A 15,191-nucleotide genomic window follows, 5' to 3' on the forward strand; every position below is an offset into this window, starting at 1 on the left:
CGGATCATGCCGCGCCGCATCCAGCACGCAGGCGCTTACTGTGCCGGCGTGTTCATCTGCTTCTTGAGCGCCTCGAGGCGCTCGTCTACCGACGGACCCTTGTTGAGCGCCGCGAGCTTGTCGTCGAGCGCCTTGCCGCTCGACTGGTCGGACGAATTCAGGCGGGCGTCCGAGCGCGCGTTCGAGAGCGCGACCTTTTCTTCCAGCTTCTGGAAATCGCCGTCGAGATTCTTGCCGCCGATGCCGCCCAGCGCCGTAGCCGCGACATCCTTCGCCTGGGCGATCTGCTGCTTCGCCTGCAGGATGTTCGAGCGCGCGTTCAGGTCGTTGCGGCGCTGGCGCATGTCGTCGATCTGCTGCTTCAGTTGATCGACCGACGGTTCGAGCTTCGCGAGTTCGCCCGCGAGCGCGTCGCGTTCGGCTTCCGCGGTTTGCTGCGCGCCGAGCGCTTCGCGTGCGAGCGCTTCGTCGCCCGATTGCAGCGCGCGCTTCGCGCCGTCTTCGTACTTCTTCGCCTTGTCGGCGGCCACGTCGCGCTTGCTTTGCTGCGTCGCGACCTGCGCCTGGATCTCGACGAGCGAGTTCTCCGCGCGGCCGATGCTGTCGTCGAGCTCACGCACGATCTGGCGCGCGTCGCGCGACGGATCCTGCACCGAGTCTGCGGCGTCGTTGAGCAGGCCCTTGACGGTGCGGGAGATGGAGTCGAAAAGCGACATGAATTCCTCCAGTGAAATGAGATCGGCCGTGGTGGGCCGAGGTGCGTGTTCGCGGTTTGGCCTCACGCGCCAGCCGGCCGGCAGAGGGCTGATCCATCTGCCAGCTTACGCCGCTTTGCGCCTGGCGCGCATGCACGGCGAAAATCGGGGCGAGTGCGGCAATTGCAATAGCGTGAAGCTGTTTTCTTGCACGCGTATGTTCATCAGGACGGGGCCTGGCTGCGCGGCGCGAAGCACCGCTGCAGGCCGGGCGCCGCTATCGATCGCGGATATTACACCACGGCCCGTCTTAAAAGGGACTTAAAGGAATCGGGCCTGCCCAGCGCTCGCGGCGCGTATGTAAGCGGGCGTTAAGCCGATTGTGACTCGTGTGTATGGCGGCGTGGATGCTGCGCGTGTCAGGCGTATTTGCCGCCTTCGGGCGCGGCGTCGTCGCTGCGGGCTTCGTCGCGTGGATCGCTCGCGTCGCGCCGGGAGCGGGCGAAGGGCGCCGAGCTCAGCGGCTGCAGCGGTTCGACGTCCAGCGATTGTGCGGCGGCCGTGTCGAGCGCGGCGCTTTGCGCTGCAGCGGCCGCTTCGGCGCTCAGGCGGGCAACAGCCTGGGCGATTTCGCGCGCGGCATGGCTCACGTCCGCCTCGTCGGTGTGCGCGGCGGGCAGGGGTATGTTTGACGCTTGAAGCGTTGCCTCGTGGGCGTCGTCGTCGTGAAGGGCCGCGGCCGCTTCGCCAGCCTTTTGCGCGTCCGCGTTCGCGTCGCTCGCGCCGATGGCCGCCGCCGCGCCCACTGCTGGCCGGATCGCGCCGGCTCGACCCACACGCAGCGGTCTCGCTGCCTTTTGCAGCACCTGCGCGAGCGCGTCGGGCTGACGCGGCGCGTTCAGCCGGTCGACGATGCTCGCGGCCTTCACCTGATCGCTCGTCGCGCTGAACGCGATCACGGCGCGGCGCATGAGTTCGCTGAGGCTGATGCCGAGCTCGTCGGCGGTGGCGGAGATCGCGCGCTTTTGCGCGGGCGTAACGAAGACGACGATGCGTTCGCTGGGCTTGTTCATGATCGACGGGCCGTTGGGTCGGCTTCGTATGACGTCGGTTTGCCTGCCTGCGCAACAGCTTTTGTAAGAATGGATGCGTGCTTGCCTGGGCGCGGACAGGGGCGTGTAGCAGATCTTTCATGATAAGACGAGTGCGCCGATGCGCAATGAGAAGGTGCGCGACCAGGAACAACCCTGCCTGCAAAAATCTGCCGTCAACAACCAGTCGATGCCTAATTTATCGCGCTACACAAGGACGGTTACGAAACTTTTCGCGCATAAAACCATGATCGACGCAAGCGAGCGCCCGGACGGCCAGAAATCGGGCAGGAAGTGTTTCCCAAGAAACTCTTACAAAAAAAGCGCGACCCGGCGTGCGCGATTTCTTTAGAATGCGCTGTTACATTTCGCGAATGGCGCCCGAACGGGCGGTATTCGCATGTGGCGTGCCATAGCGCGCGCCGCGCGGCCGGACGGGGGCGTTGCCGGTCGCGCCGCGTCGCCGGGATTGAGCCGGCGACGTCGTATGCCGCATTGGCGCCATGACGCCGTGGTCGAGATCCATGCGCGCGAGTTGCGCGCAGCCGGCGCGCGCGAGACGCGCCCATCATTCCAGTCATGCCTATCATCAAACGACCGCCTTCACCGCAGTACCCGAACGAAGATCGGGAACCCTCCTTCAACAACGGGCGCCAGCCGCCTCGCCGGCCTGAATCGGGCGGCGGGTCCGGCGGCAACGGGCCGCGCGACGGGAGCCCGAAGCGGCGCTCCTTCGGCACCACGCTCGCGCTCTGGTTCGTCGGCCTGATCGGCACGCTCTGCGTGGTCGGTGCGCTGCTCGTGGGCTACGCGCTCGTCGTGATGGAGCCGCAACTGCCGTCGCTCGATGCGCTCACCAACTATCAGCCCAAGGTGCCGCTGCGCATCTATACCGCCGATCACGTGCTGATCGGCGAGTTCGGCGAAGAGCGACGTCAGCTCGTGCGTTTTCAGGATATTCCTGATATTCAGAAGAAGGCCGTGCTCGCCATCGAGGACTACCGGTTCTACGAGCACGGCGGCGTGGACTTCGTCGGCATCCTGCGCGCGGGCGTGGCCGACCTGATGCACGGCGGCGCCTCGCAGGGCGCGAGCACGATCACGATGCAGGTCGCGCGCAACTTCTTCCTGTCGAGCGAGAAGACCTACACGCGTAAGGTCTACGAGATGCTGCTCGCCTACAAGATCGAGCGCGCGCTCACGAAGGACCAGATTCTCGAGCTGTACATGAACCAGATTTATCTGGGTCAGCGCGCTTACGGTTTTTCGGCGGCGGCGCGCGTGTACTTCGGCAAGGACCTGAAGGACATCACGGTGGCCCAGGCGGCGATGCTCGCGGGCCTGCCGAAGGCGCCTTCGGCGTATAACCCGATCGTCAATCCGCACCGCGCGAAGATTCGCCAGGAGTACATCCTCAAGCGCATGCTCGACCTCGGCTACATCACGCAAGCGCAGTACGACGAAGCGATCAAGGAGCCGTTGCAGACGAAGACGGCCGGCACCGAGTACAACGTGCACGCCGAATACGTCGCGGAAATGGTGCGCCAGATGATGTACGCACAGTACAAGGACGAGACCTATACGCGCGGCCTCACGGTGACGACGACGATCGATTCGGCCGACCAGGATGCCGCGTACGCGGCCGTGCGCAAGGGCGTGATGGACTACGAGCGCCGCCATGGCTATCGCGGACCGGAAGGCTTCGTGCAGTTGCCCGCGGACGGCGACGACCGCGAGCAGGCCATCGAGGACGCGCTCACCGATCACCCGGACAACGGCGACCTCGTTTCGGCAGTCGTGACCGACGCGGGCCCGAAGTCGGTGACGGCGCAACAGCTCGACGGCACCTCGGTGACGGTGACGGGCGAGGGCCTGCGCTTCGTCGCGGCCGCGCTCTCGCCGCGCGCCTCGCAGGCGCTGCGCATTCGCCCGGGCTCGATCGTGCGCCTGATGGAGGACGCGAAGGGCAACTGGCAGATCACGCAGCTGCCGCAGGTCGAAGGCGCGCTCGTCTCGCTCACGCCGCAGGACGGCGCGATCCGCGCGCTGATCGGCGGCTTCGACTTCAACAAGAACAAGTTCAATCACATCACGCAGGCGTGGCGTCAGCCGGGCTCGAGCTTCAAGCCGTTCATCTACTCGGCTTCGCTCGAAAAGGGCCTTGGGCCGGCGACGATCATCAACGACGCGCCGCTGTACTTCCCCCCCAGCACGCCGGGCGGCGACGCGTGGGAGCCGAAGGACGACGACCAGCCCGAAGGGCCGATGTCGATGCGCCTCGCGCTGCAGAAGTCGAAGAACCTCGTGTCGATCCGCATCCTCTCGTACATCGGCACGAAGTACGCGCAGGACTACGTGACGCAGCGCTTCGGCTTCGACGCGGACAAGACCCCGCCGTACCTGCCGATGGCGCTCGGCGCGGGCCTCGTCACGCCGCTGCAGTCGGCGGGCGCGTATAGCGTGTTCGCGAACGGCGGCTATCGCATCAACCCGTATCTGATCGCCGAAGTGGACGACGCGCGCGGCCAGCCGATCCTGCGCGCACAGCCGTTGGTGGCGGGCCAGAATGCGCCGCAAACGCTTTCGCCGCGCAACGCATTCGTGATGAACAGCCTGCTGCACTCGGTGGCGACGGCGGGTACGGGCGCCGGCACCAACGTGCTCCATCGCAACGACCTGCAGGGCAAGACCGGTACGACCAACGACGCCAAGGACGGCTGGTTCGCCGGTTATCAGCGCACACTGGTCGCCGTGGCGTGGATGGGCTATGACCAGCCGAAGAGTCTCGGCAGCCGCGAATTCGGCGCGCAGCTCGCGTTGCCGATCTGGGTGGAGTACATGCAGCGTGCGCTGCGCGGCGTGCCGCAGGAAGAACCGGCGATGCCCGAGGGCCTCACGACGATCAACGACGAACTGTTCTTCTCGGACATGACGCCGGGTAACGGCTTCGTGGCGAGCATCGGTCTGGACTCGGCGAACCCGGCCGGTGCGGCGAGCGACGCGAGCGGCGCGACCGGCAGCATGGGGCCGGCCGGCATGACGCCGCCGAACGTGACGACGACGGAGAAGAAGCAGATCATGGATCTGTTCGAATCGAACAAGCCTTGATGCCGGTTTGATGAGTTCTGCCGGATAAACACGGCGCGTCGGCAACGGCGCGCCGTGTTTTGTTTGGTGAGCGGAATTTCCTTGTGGGCCAAGGAGTTGGTCGAGCTTTCCAGGGCTTTTCCACAGGGCTGTCAACGAAATCTGTGGGTAACTTTCGCGCCGACTTTTCCACAGTTTTTGTTGAAGCCCCTGTTCATAACCCTGGGATATCGAAGCTAACTGGCTGACGCCAAAGGCTTTGTTCACAGGCAGGCCGTATGAGGCATCGCGCCTCAAAACACATCGTCAGAACGCAGTCCGAAGGTTTGGCTGTGCGAACCGCGCGAATACGTGACGGCGTGAACAGGCAGGAATACGAACAGCTCCACGGTAGTGATGCGCAAAGAACAGGACTACGCAGTGTCCCGGTTCTGCGGCGCGCCGAGCGCCGCTTCGATGGCGTCTTCCAGCCGGTCGTTACCCCAGAACATCTCTTCGCCGACGAAAAACGTCGGTGCGCCGAAGATGCCGAGATCGCGAGCCGCCTGGGTGCGCTCGCGCAGGCGCAGCCGGTTCGCCTCGCTGCCGGCTTCCTCGATGAGCCGTTGTGCCGGCAATCCGAGCGTGGTGAGCATCTGTGCGACGGCTTCGGGCGAATCGACTTCGCGGTCGTCGCCATAGTTGCGCGTCATGACGGCGCGGCACCAGTCGGGCAGCCACGGCTCGTCGGCGGCGAGCACGGCGATGCGCGTCGCGAGCACGGCGCGGCGGGGAAACTCGCTGGGTTGTTGCCACGGCAGTGCGTATTTGCGGCACTGCCGGCGCATGTCCTGCCACACATAGGCGCCTTTTTCCTTCTGCACGACGAAGGGCGGACCTTCCCAGCCGAGTGCGTCGAGAATGGGGCCGAGGAGGAAGGGCCGCCAGTAAACATCCACGCCATTTCGTTCGGCGAGCGCGGCGATGCGCATTACGCTGAGATAGCTGTAGTTGCTGGCGAGGTCGAACCAGAAGTCGAGCGATGGACGGGACATGCTGTCGTCTCCATGAAGCGGTTGCACCGAGGTGCGCGGCGCTTGCGATCATGGTACGCCGAGACGCCCGGACAATCGCGAGTGTTACTTGCCTTGTGCGGCGGCTCCAGCGTCCGATGCGGCAGCGGCCGTGTCCGTCCCGCGCCCGCTGCCGAGCGTCGCCGGGTTGACCGGCGGATTGCCCATCGCCTGGAAGAGGGCGGCCGTATCGGCAAGCCGGGTGCCGCGGTAGCGGATTTCGTCGAGCCGCGCGTTACGCCATTGCTGCTCGCTTTGGCGCACCGCGTACCACGGCACCGCGCCCAACCTGTAGCGCGCGTGGGTGTCCTCGTAGACGCCCTGGGCCGTGCGTGCCGAGGTACTGGCTGCGTCGAGCGCCTGGGCGTCGTGATCGAGCGCGGCGAGACGATCGGCGACATCCTGGAACGCCGTGAGCACCGTTTGCTTATAGGTGTCGTTGGCTGCCTCATAGGACTGCAACGCCGCACGCCGCTGCGCAACGAGTGCACCGCCGTGGAAAATCGGCTGCGAAAGCGAAGCGCCGATCGCCCACAGCGCGCCCGCGCCGGAAGTCACCACCGGCCAGCTGAAGCCGCCCTGGCCGAGCGCCGCCGAAAGCGTGATGCTCGGGTACATTTGCGCGGTGGCGGCGCCGACGCCCGCCGCGGCCGCCTTGAGCGTGGCTTCGGCGGCTTCGATGTCGGGTCGGGTTCTCAGGAGTTCTGAAGGGATGACTACCGGTACCTGCGCGGGCAAGGTCAGGCTGGCGAGATCGAGGTCGGGCGGCGCCTGGTCGGGTGTGCGGCCGATCAGCACGGCGAGCGCATGGCGCTGTGCGACCCATTGCTGACGCAGCCCCGGCAGGCTCGCCGCGAGCGACGCCGCGCTCTGCTGCGCGCTGAGCAGATCGGTGCGCGAGGCCGAGCCGAGCGCGTAGCGCTTTTGCACGTCGTCGGCCTGCGCATTGGCGAGCGCGATCAGCTGTTCGGTCGTGTCGATCTGCGCATGCAGCGTTGCCGCGCCGAGCGCACTTGCCACGATGTTCGCCGCGAGCGCGCGCTGCGCGGCCTCGAACTGGAACGCCTGCACGTTCACGCGCGAGGCGAGCGCCGCGTTGTTCAGGCGGGTCGCGCCGAACACGTCGAAGGTGTAGCGAACGTCGATCAAGCCCGCAAAGATCGCGTATTGCAGCCGGTCGATGCCGAACTGTGGGATCGCGGGTTGCTGCTGGCGTTGCGCGATGCCGATGGCGTCGACCGTCGGCAGCAGCGAGCTGCCGATCTGGCCGCGCAACTGCTCGCGCGCCGCTTGCAGGTTGTGGTCGGCGGCGGCGAGGTTCGGGCTGTTGGCGAGGCCCTCGTTCACGAGCGCATCGAGCGCGTCGCAGCCGTAGAGCGTCCACCATTGCGGCACCGGTTCCGCGCCCGTCACGAACTGCTGCGCGACGCCCTGGGCGGCGACCGTCTGTGCCGGTTGCGCCTGCACACCGTAGTGCTCGGGCTGCGGCATGGCGGGCGGCTCACCGGTCGGTCCCATCGCGCAGCCGGCCAGCGCGAGCGCGGCGCATGCGGCGAGCAAGCCGGGCGCGTGCGGAAAACGTGTTGCGGGCGAACGCGCCGTTGCACGCGGGCCCGACGCCAATGTCGAAGAATCCATCTTCATGATGCCTGTTCCGGCGTCGTGCCGGTCTCGTCAGTCTCGCTGCTGCGCACGCGGAACGCGGCTGCGTAAGCCGCGGGCAGGAAAAACAGCGTGAGCACGGTCGCAATCGTGATGCCGCCCATTAGCGCCGTCGCCATCGGCCCGAAGAAGTTCGAACGCAAGAGCGGGATGAGCGCGAGCACGGCGGCCGCGGCGGTCAGCATGATGGGCCGGAAGCGGCGCACCGTGGCGCCCACCACGGCGTCGAAGCGCTTGTGCCCGGCGCGGATGTCCGTTTCGATCTGGTCCACGAGGATCACCGAGTTGCGCATGATGATCCCGAACATGGCGATCACGCCCAGCATGGCCACGAAGCCGAACGGCTGCCCGAACAGGAGCAGGGCGATCACCACGCCGATCAGGCCGAGCGGCGCGGTCAGCACGACCATCAGCACGCGCGTGAGGCTTTGCAGCTGGATCATGAGCAGCGTGAGCACGGCAATGGCGAGCACCGGCAACTGCGCGAAGATGGATGCCTGGCCCTTCGCGCTTTCCTCGACGGAGCCGCCCACCTCGATGTGGTAGCCGGGCGGCAGCGCGCGCTTGATCGACTCCAGTTTGCCGTCGAGCGCATGCGTGACGTCGATGCCCTGTGCGCCCGCTCGCACGTCGGACTGCACGGTGATCGTCGGCTGCCGGTCGCGCGACCAGATCACGCCGTACTCCAGATCGTTGGCGAGATGCCCGAGCGCTCCGAGCGGCACCGGGCCGTTGGGCGTAGGCATGGCGAGCGTGAGCAGGCGGGCCGGATCGACGCGCTCGGCAGCGGGCGAGCGCAGATCGACGCTGATGAGCTTGTCGCGCTCGCGAAACTGCGTGACGGTATAGCCCGAATACGTCATCTGCAGGAAGTTGGCGATGTCCTGCGACGAGACATTGAGCGCGCGCGCCTTTTGCTGGTCGATCTGGAAGTGCAGCGAGCGTCCCGCCGGTTCGTCCCAGTCGAAACTGACGTTGTCGGTGCGCGAATCGGCGCGCATCGTCGCCGCCACCTTGTTCGCGATGTCGCGCACGGTCGGAATGTCGTCGCCGCTCACGCGGAACTGCACGGGGTAGCCGACCGGCGGCCCGTTCTCGAGCCGCGAGAGGCGCGTGCGGATGGCGGGGAACCTGTCGCGCAGCATCGGTTCGAGCCAGCTGGCGAGCTTTTCGCGATCTTCGACCGACTTCGTCGTGATCACGAACTGCGCAAAATTGGGCTGCTGCAACTGCTGATCGAGCGGCAGATAGAAACGCGGCGCGCCGGTGCCGACGAAATCGACGAAATGGTCGATCTCGGGGCGGCCCTTGATCGCCGCTTCGAGGCGCTTCGTCTGGCGCAGCGTCGCATCGATCGAGGCGCTTTCGGGCAGGCGCACGTCCACGAGCAACTCGGGCCGGTCGGAACTCGGGAAGAATTGCTGCGGCACGAGCTTGAAGCACGCGAGCGCGGCCACGAACAGCGCGATGGTCAGCACGAGCACGATGGCATGGCGCTCGATGCACCAGCCGATCCAGCCACGCAGCCGCCGATAGAAACGCGTATCGTAGATCTCGTGCTCGTGATCGTCGCCATGGGCGGCGTGCGCCGCATCCGGATCGGGCTTGCGCTCCGGCAACAGCCGGTAGCCCAGCAGCGGAATCAGCACGACGGCCGCGAACCATGAGGCGATCAGCGCGATGGCGGACACCTGGAAGATCGAGCGGGTGTACTCGCCGGTGCTCGACCTCGCGAGCACGATGGGCAGGAAACCCGAAACGGTGACGAGCGTGCCGGTCAGCATCGGGAACGCGGTGCTGGTGTAGGCGAATGCAGCGGCGCGCGTGCGGTTCCAGCCCTGTGCGAGCTTCACCGCCATCATCTCGACGGAAATGATGGCGTCGTCGACGAGCAGGCCGAGCGCGAGCACGAGCGTGCCGAGCGAGACCTTGTGCAGACCGATGCCGAAGAGGTACATCGCGAGCGAGGTGACGGCGAGCACGATCGGAATGGTGATGACGACCACCATGCCCGTGCGCACGCCCAGCGAAACGAGGCTCACGAGCAGCACGATGCCCACGGCCTCGGCCACGGCTTCGACGAAGTCGTCCACCGAGCGCGAGACCGCATCGGGCATGCTCGACACCTCCACGAGCCTCAGGCCCGCGGGAAGTTGCGCGCGCAACTGCTCGACGCGCGCATCGAGCGCCTTGCCGAGACGGATCACGTCGCCGCCCGGCTGCATCGTGAGGCCGATACCGAGCACGGCCTGGTTCTGGAAGCGCATCTGCGTGGCGAGCGGCTCGTCGTAGCCGCGCCGGATCGTCGCGATGTCGCCGAGGCGAAACGTGCGGTCGTTCACGCGGATCAGTGTATCGGCGAGCGCCTCGAGGTCCTCGTACTGACCGCTCGGGCGCACGAACACGCGGTCGTCGGCGGTCGTGAGCGTACCTGCGGCGGAGACGCTGTTCTGCGCGCCGATCACCTGGCCGAGTTGCGTGGGCGAGATGCCCAGGCGTGTGAGCTGCGTGTTCGGAATTTCGATGTAGATGCGCTGCTGCGGATCGCCGAAATAATCGACCTTGCCGACGTCGGGCACGCGCAGCAGCTGCTCGCGCAGCTTGTCCGCGTAGTCGTGCAGTTGCGCGGGCGAAAAGCCGTCGCCCTCCAGTGCGTAGATGTTGGTGTAGACGTCGCCGAACTCGTCGTTGAAGAACGGACCTTGCACGCCCTGGGGCAGCGTGTACGCGATGTCGCCGACCTTCTTGCGTACCTGGTACCAGGTCTCACGCACTTCGCTCACGGGCGCGGAGTCCTTCATCGTGAAGAACACGAGCGATTCGCCGGGCCGCGAATAGCTGCGCAGAAAGTCGATATACGGCGTTTCCTGCAGCTTGCGGCCGATGCGGGTCGTCACCTGATCCTCGACCTGGCGCGCGCTCGCGCCGGGCCAGAAGGTCTGGATGACCATCACGCGGAACGTGAAGGGCGGGTCTTCCGATTGCGCAAGACGCGTATAGGCGAGCGCGCCAAAGATCGTTGCGAGCGCAACGAGAAAGGTGACGAGTGCCCGATGCCGCAGCGCCCACGCCGACAGGTTGAAGCGGCCCTCTTCGTGATCGGCGCCGGGGCCCGAGTCCGTCGTCTGGCTCATGACGCGAAGTCCTCGGGATGCAGCGGCGCCACCGGCCGTACCTGCTCGCCCGCGTGGACGGTATGGACGCCTTGCAGCACGATGCGTTCGCCGTCCTGCAATCCGCCCGCCACGGTGATCGTGCGCGCGTCGTAGCGCGCGATGTTCACGCGCCGCAATTGCAGCACGTTGTCGGGCGCGTGGACGACCCAGATGGCGGGCGCTGCGCCGTCGTGGAAGAGCGCGGTGGCCGGCACGGTAAACGCGGCCGGCGCGTTGGCCTCGCTCGGTGCCGCGAACGCCACGTTGGCGGTCATGCCGAGACGCACGTCGGCATCGGGACGTTCGAGCGTGAGCCTCGCGCGCCACGTGCGGCTTTGCGGGTCCGCCGCCGCGGCGAGTTCGCGCAGGCGCGCCGTGTAGTGGCGACCGGGCAGGGCGCCGAGCGTGACCTGCGCGGTGTCGCCGGTGTGCAGCGCGGCCACGGCGCGCTCTGGCAGGTCGCATACCACGTCGACGTCGCCGCTCCATGCGAGCTGGTAGACGGCCTGGCCGGCCTGCACGTTCTGGCCGGTGTCGGCGTTTTCGGCGGTGATGACGCCCGCGTGGTCCGCTACGATCTGTGTGTAGCGCAACTGGTTCTTTGCCAGCGCGAGCTGCTGCTGCGCCTGATCGCGCTGGGCCGCGGCCGAGGCGTAGGCATCCTGCGTCTGTTCGAGCTGCGCGCGGGCGATGAGATTGGCCGCCGACTGGGCCGTGTCGCGATCGAGCTGCTGCTTCGCGAAGACGAGGCGATGCTGCGCGGCGTCGAACTGGGCCTGCGCGCTGGCCGCGTTCTTTTCGAAGTCTGCAGGATCGAGCCGCGCGAGGGTCTGGCCGGGCTTGACGCTGTCGCCCAGGCGCACGCTGCGCTCGATGATCTTGCCGTTCACGCGAAACGAAAGCGGCGTGGCGTTGCGCGCCTCGATATCGCCTGGATAGACGGGGCTCACGCCGCCGCCGTCGGGGTGCACGGTCATCGAGACGACCGGGCGCGGCTGCGGCGGGGCTTCCTTTTCCTTGCCGCAGGCAGCCAGCGCGGCCACACCGAGCACGAGAAGCACATTCGCGGCATGCCGCCACGGTGCACTGAACTTACCGGTACCACTGCGCATTCTGCTCGATGCGCCACGACCGCGACGATTCACCTGGACCTCGATAGGCTGGGTGCGCACGCAGACCGCAATGCCGCCGGACCGGCTGCGCCGCCGTTGAGTCGCGGGCGCGGCGCGGCTCGCGCACCGACCCGGACTTGGGATGATGAGCCGGATTCTAATACAACCTTGTATCTGAGTGCGAATCTGAATCCGAGGAATGTTTCAGTGCTAGACTCGCGTCCATCCGTGATACATAACGACGCCCCACGCCATGAAGCGCATTCGACTCACCCGCGAACAAAGCCGCGACCAGACGCGCGAGCGCCTGCTCGACGCCGCGCAGGCCGTGTTCATGAAAAAAGGGTTCGTGGGCGCGAGCGTCGAGGACATCGCGCACGCGGCGGGGTACACGCGCGGCGCGTTCTACTCGAACTTTTCGGGCAAGTCGGACCTGCTCGTGGAACTGCTGCGGCGCGATCACGAAGCCATGCAGACCGACCTGCGCGCCATCTTCGAGACCGAGGTCTCGCGCGAGCAGATGGAGGCGCGCGTGCTCGCCTACTACAGCCGCATGCCGCAGGACAACAAGGTCTTCCTGCTGTGGGTGGAAGCCAGGCTGCTGGCTGCGCGCGACGCGCGCTTTCGCACGCGCTACAACGCCTTCATGAAGGAAAAGCGCGAGAGTCTTGCCGTGTACATCGAGGAGTTTGCGGCGCGTGCGGGCATGCCGGTGCCGCTCGATCCCCAATTGCTCGCGCTCGGGCTGATGGGGCTGTGCGACGGGGTGCAGTTTCTCGCCACGGCCGATCCGCAGCATGTCACGCCGCCAGTCGTCGAAGCCGTGCTGGGGACTTTCCTCGCGCGCGTGGTGTTCGGCCGCGACGCGTGAGCCCGGCGTGCAGCCAGCCCACGACGCGCGCGCGTCAGGAGCCGAGGCCAGGGCCGTAGTTGCTGCCGATCAGCCGCGTAACGGACGCGACGTCCTGGTAATCCTGCTCGGGCATGCCGTCGAGGATGCCGAGCACCTCGTTGCTCGCGCCGGCCTCGCGCGCGGCGTCCACGAGTTCGTCCTTGTTGGCGGGCCAGCGCACCTCGCGCAGCACGTCGGCGAATTGCAGATCGATGGGTTCGTCGGGAATGCGAGAGGCTGACATGCGTGGCGTCCTTTGCGCGGGCGGCCGGCGTTGGCGGTCCGCGTCGTCGTCTCGTTTGTTGTGCGGTTTGTTTTTCAGATTCTGTTCGCGCCCGGTCTGCTTTGCGGCGCGCAGCGCTAGCGCCGCGCCTCAAGCATACACAATCCGCCTCGCACGCCCTCGCCGCGTGCGCACGCGCTGCTCATTTGCCGCTCATGCGCCACTTTGGTTTGCCGCTTGTTCGCAAACGGGGGTACCGGTCAGGCTCAGGTCTGCTCGTGCAGGTCCGGGCTGAGCGTCTTGTCCAGCCGATGCGACCTGGGCAGCGTGAGGTACTCCCAGTGTTGCGGACCGTTTGCGGTCGCGGGCACGTTGGGGGCCGGGGGCGCGACGGGGGCGTCGTAGGCGTGGGACTGTCCACTTGCGAGCGGGATGTGCGCGCTGGTCGGGGTGACCGGTGAGTCCTGCGCGGTACGTACCGGAGCGGCGAAGCAGGACGCCGACAACAGCACGGTGGTCATCAGTGTCGAGGTTTTCATCGCTCGACCTCCTTTCTCATGCGGCCCACAGGTCGCAGCAAGCGCCGTACCGCATCCGCCAGCGTGGGTTGGCGGCGCAGGCAGCCGCGCCAGCCGGGGCGGCCAGGCGCGCCGCTACGCGAGGGCGCAACGAGCCGCCTGGACGGCTCATGTGCGCGACGCGCATACGGAAATACCATGATGGCAGGAAATGACCCGACACGTCTCGAACGCGCGTGCTTTTTTGCCGGCACTGCCGCTACGCGGGACTAAGGCGAGGGCCTGCGCAGCGCCTCGAAGCGCGTCCAGGGCCACGACGGGCGGTCGCGCATATAGCCGTTGAGCCAGTTCCATTGCGGGTGGCGCTGCATGAACGCCTGGGCGTCGAATGGGCGGCCGCAGGGATGGCCCCAGCGCGCCCAGAACGACAGATCGCGCGCCATTTCGCTGTCGACCACCTTGCCGTCGTTCGCGCCCCATGGGTTGAACGGCCCGTGGTCGGCGCCGCCGAAGCGCGCGTCGTCGAGTTCGAGATGGCCGCAGATCGTGCGCGAGCACGGGTTGTCGCTACGCTCGAGGTAGACGTCGTGGTGGTCCGCGATCATCGCCTTGGCGAGTTCGGCGTCGATCGCGCCGCGGTGCTCCTGCGCGAGTTGCATGAAGCGCAGGCGGCGCGCGCCGTTGCGGCGCACGTCGGTGTAGTCGTCGGCTTCGCCGGTGCACTCCTGGTTGCGGATCTTGAGGTCCGTGGCCGCGTTGAAGCCGCTGTAGAAGCCGTCTTTCGTGCTCTCGAAGCCCGCGTGCTGCAGGCCCAGTTCGTAGCGCGCGATCTCGCCCGTTTTGGTGTCGCCGAGCAGCCAGCTGTTCACATAGCCCGCGTTGTTCGCCTGCGCGAACATCTCGCACCATTGCGCAATGCTCGACGCATACTGCGTCGCCCGTCGCGAGCGATAGAACTCAGGCGCGCCGTTCGCGCGGTAGCCGACGAAGTTCGAGATGGTCGTCTCCGTCACCATCAGGCCCGCGCCGTTGATCCAGAAGTCGGTGAGACTCGAGATGCAGCCGGGCAGGCCCTGCATGAGGATACGGTGCCCCGAGTCGGGCACGATGTCGAACACGATATTGAAGGCATCGCCGGCCGCGTAGCGGTCCCACGAGTTGTGCGCCATGACGATGCGGCCGTCGCGCGTCGCGCTGCCCGTCGCGATGAAGGCGCTGCAATGGTGGCCGCGCCGCCCGCGCCAGGGGCGCACCGCGGGCTGCGCTTGCTGTGTCGCAACATGAACCGGCCACCAGCTCTGCAGCAGGTCCATGTAGCCGTTCCAGGCGAGCACTTCGGCGAACTTGAGACCGGCGCCGTCGGCGATGCCCTGGATCTCGTCGGCGAATTCGGTGTCGAGGCGCGGCGCGAACTGCATGATCGCGGCGTCGACGAAGGTGTCGAAGTCTTCGCCCGTGTCCCACTTCGCGAGGTAGCGCGCGGTGCGAATCGCATTGCGGATTTCGGTGGCGAGCAATTTGCCGTGCTGCTCGCCGCGGTCGTACGGCTCGCCCTGCAAGTGCAAGAATATCCAGCCCGCGTGGTCGCGGCGTACGGCTTCGAGTGAGGGTTCGCTCATCTTCGCTCCGGTCATCCCCGCGTCGATTCTCGCTGGCCCCCTGTGCGCACGACGGTGCGCGCACGCACAGCGCGGGCCGCGAAGC

General features: G+C 66.8%; 12 protein-coding genes. 3 read left to right on the plus strand and 9 right to left on the minus strand.

Going from position 1 to position 15,191, the window contains the following annotated elements:
• Nucleotides 1-35 precede the first annotated feature (35 nt).
• Nucleotides 36-716 carry a PspA/IM30 family protein gene (locus BFD71_RS18115; protein ID WP_069265671.1) on the minus strand — a complete coding sequence of 227 codons (681 nt, stop codon included), beginning with the start codon at nucleotides 714-716 and terminating at the stop codon, nucleotides 36-38.
• A gap of 398 nt (nucleotides 717-1,114) precedes the next feature.
• On the minus strand, nucleotides 1,115-1,768 hold the full coding sequence (locus BFD71_RS18120; protein WP_069265672.1) for a hypothetical protein: 654 nt from the start codon (nucleotides 1,766-1,768) through the stop codon (nucleotides 1,115-1,117).
• A gap of 139 nt (nucleotides 1,769-1,907) precedes the next feature.
• Between BFD71_RS18120 and BFD71_RS40590 the strand changes: the two genes are divergently transcribed.
• On the plus strand, nucleotides 1,908-2,138 hold the full coding sequence (locus BFD71_RS40590; protein WP_141710711.1) for a hypothetical protein: 231 nt from the start codon (nucleotides 1,908-1,910) through the stop codon (nucleotides 2,136-2,138).
• A gap of 227 nt (nucleotides 2,139-2,365) precedes the next feature.
• Nucleotides 2,366-4,894: a penicillin-binding protein 1A gene (locus tag BFD71_RS18125; RefSeq protein WP_069265673.1), complete on the plus strand. Its 2,529-nt coding sequence runs from the start codon at nucleotides 2,366-2,368 to the stop codon at nucleotides 4,892-4,894.
• Between the two features lie 392 nt (nucleotides 4,895-5,286).
• On the opposite strand, the gene BFD71_RS18130 is transcribed toward BFD71_RS18125, so the two are convergent.
• From BFD71_RS18130 to BFD71_RS18145, 4 genes are all read right to left on the minus strand, one after another.
• Nucleotides 5,287-5,907: a 2-hydroxychromene-2-carboxylate isomerase gene (locus tag BFD71_RS18130; protein ID WP_069265674.1), complete on the minus strand. Its 621-nt coding sequence runs from the start codon at nucleotides 5,905-5,907 to the stop codon at nucleotides 5,287-5,289.
• An 84-nt stretch (nucleotides 5,908-5,991) separates the two neighbouring features.
• Nucleotides 5,992-7,569, minus strand: coding sequence for an efflux transporter outer membrane subunit (locus BFD71_RS18135; protein ID WP_256094778.1), 1,578 nt, complete (start codon nucleotides 7,567-7,569; stop codon nucleotides 5,992-5,994).
• Complete coding sequence (locus BFD71_RS18140; RefSeq protein ID WP_069265675.1) at nucleotides 7,566-10,721, minus strand: efflux RND transporter permease subunit; 3,156 nt, start codon at nucleotides 10,719-10,721, stop codon at nucleotides 7,566-7,568. Before BFD71_RS18140 ends, BFD71_RS18135 begins: the two co-directional genes overlap by 4 nt.
• Complete coding sequence (locus BFD71_RS18145) at nucleotides 10,718-11,854, minus strand: efflux RND transporter periplasmic adaptor subunit (RefSeq protein WP_069265676.1); 1,137 nt, start codon at nucleotides 11,852-11,854, stop codon at nucleotides 10,718-10,720. Before BFD71_RS18145 ends, BFD71_RS18140 begins: the two co-directional genes overlap by 4 nt.
• Nucleotides 11,855-12,107: 253 nt before the next feature.
• Here BFD71_RS18145 and BFD71_RS18150 point away from each other — a divergent pair, with 253 nt between their 5' ends.
• Nucleotides 12,108-12,725: a TetR/AcrR family transcriptional regulator gene (locus tag BFD71_RS18150; protein ID WP_069265677.1), complete on the plus strand. Its 618-nt coding sequence runs from the start codon at nucleotides 12,108-12,110 to the stop codon at nucleotides 12,723-12,725.
• 34 nt (nucleotides 12,726-12,759) lie between these two features.
• Here BFD71_RS18150 and BFD71_RS18155 read toward each other — a convergent pair whose 3' ends face one another.
• The 3 genes from BFD71_RS18155 to BFD71_RS18165 form a co-directional block, all read right to left on the minus strand.
• Complete coding sequence (locus BFD71_RS18155; protein ID WP_069265678.1) at nucleotides 12,760-12,990, minus strand: DUF2795 domain-containing protein; 231 nt, start codon at nucleotides 12,988-12,990, stop codon at nucleotides 12,760-12,762.
• A gap of 245 nt (nucleotides 12,991-13,235) precedes the next feature.
• Nucleotides 13,236-13,508, minus strand: coding sequence for a hypothetical protein (locus BFD71_RS18160; protein ID WP_069265679.1), 273 nt, complete (start codon nucleotides 13,506-13,508; stop codon nucleotides 13,236-13,238).
• Nucleotides 13,509-13,756: 248 nt separating this feature from the next.
• Entirely contained in the window at nucleotides 13,757-15,106 is a 1,350-nt protein-coding gene (locus BFD71_RS18165) for a C45 family autoproteolytic acyltransferase/hydolase (protein WP_069265746.1), read from the minus strand.
• Between the last annotated feature and the right edge of the window lie 85 nt (nucleotides 15,107-15,191).

It is taken from the genome of Paraburkholderia nodosa (assembly GCF_001718195.1).
GTDB classification, from domain to species: Bacteria; Pseudomonadota; Gammaproteobacteria; order Burkholderiales; family Burkholderiaceae; genus Paraburkholderia; species Paraburkholderia nodosa_A.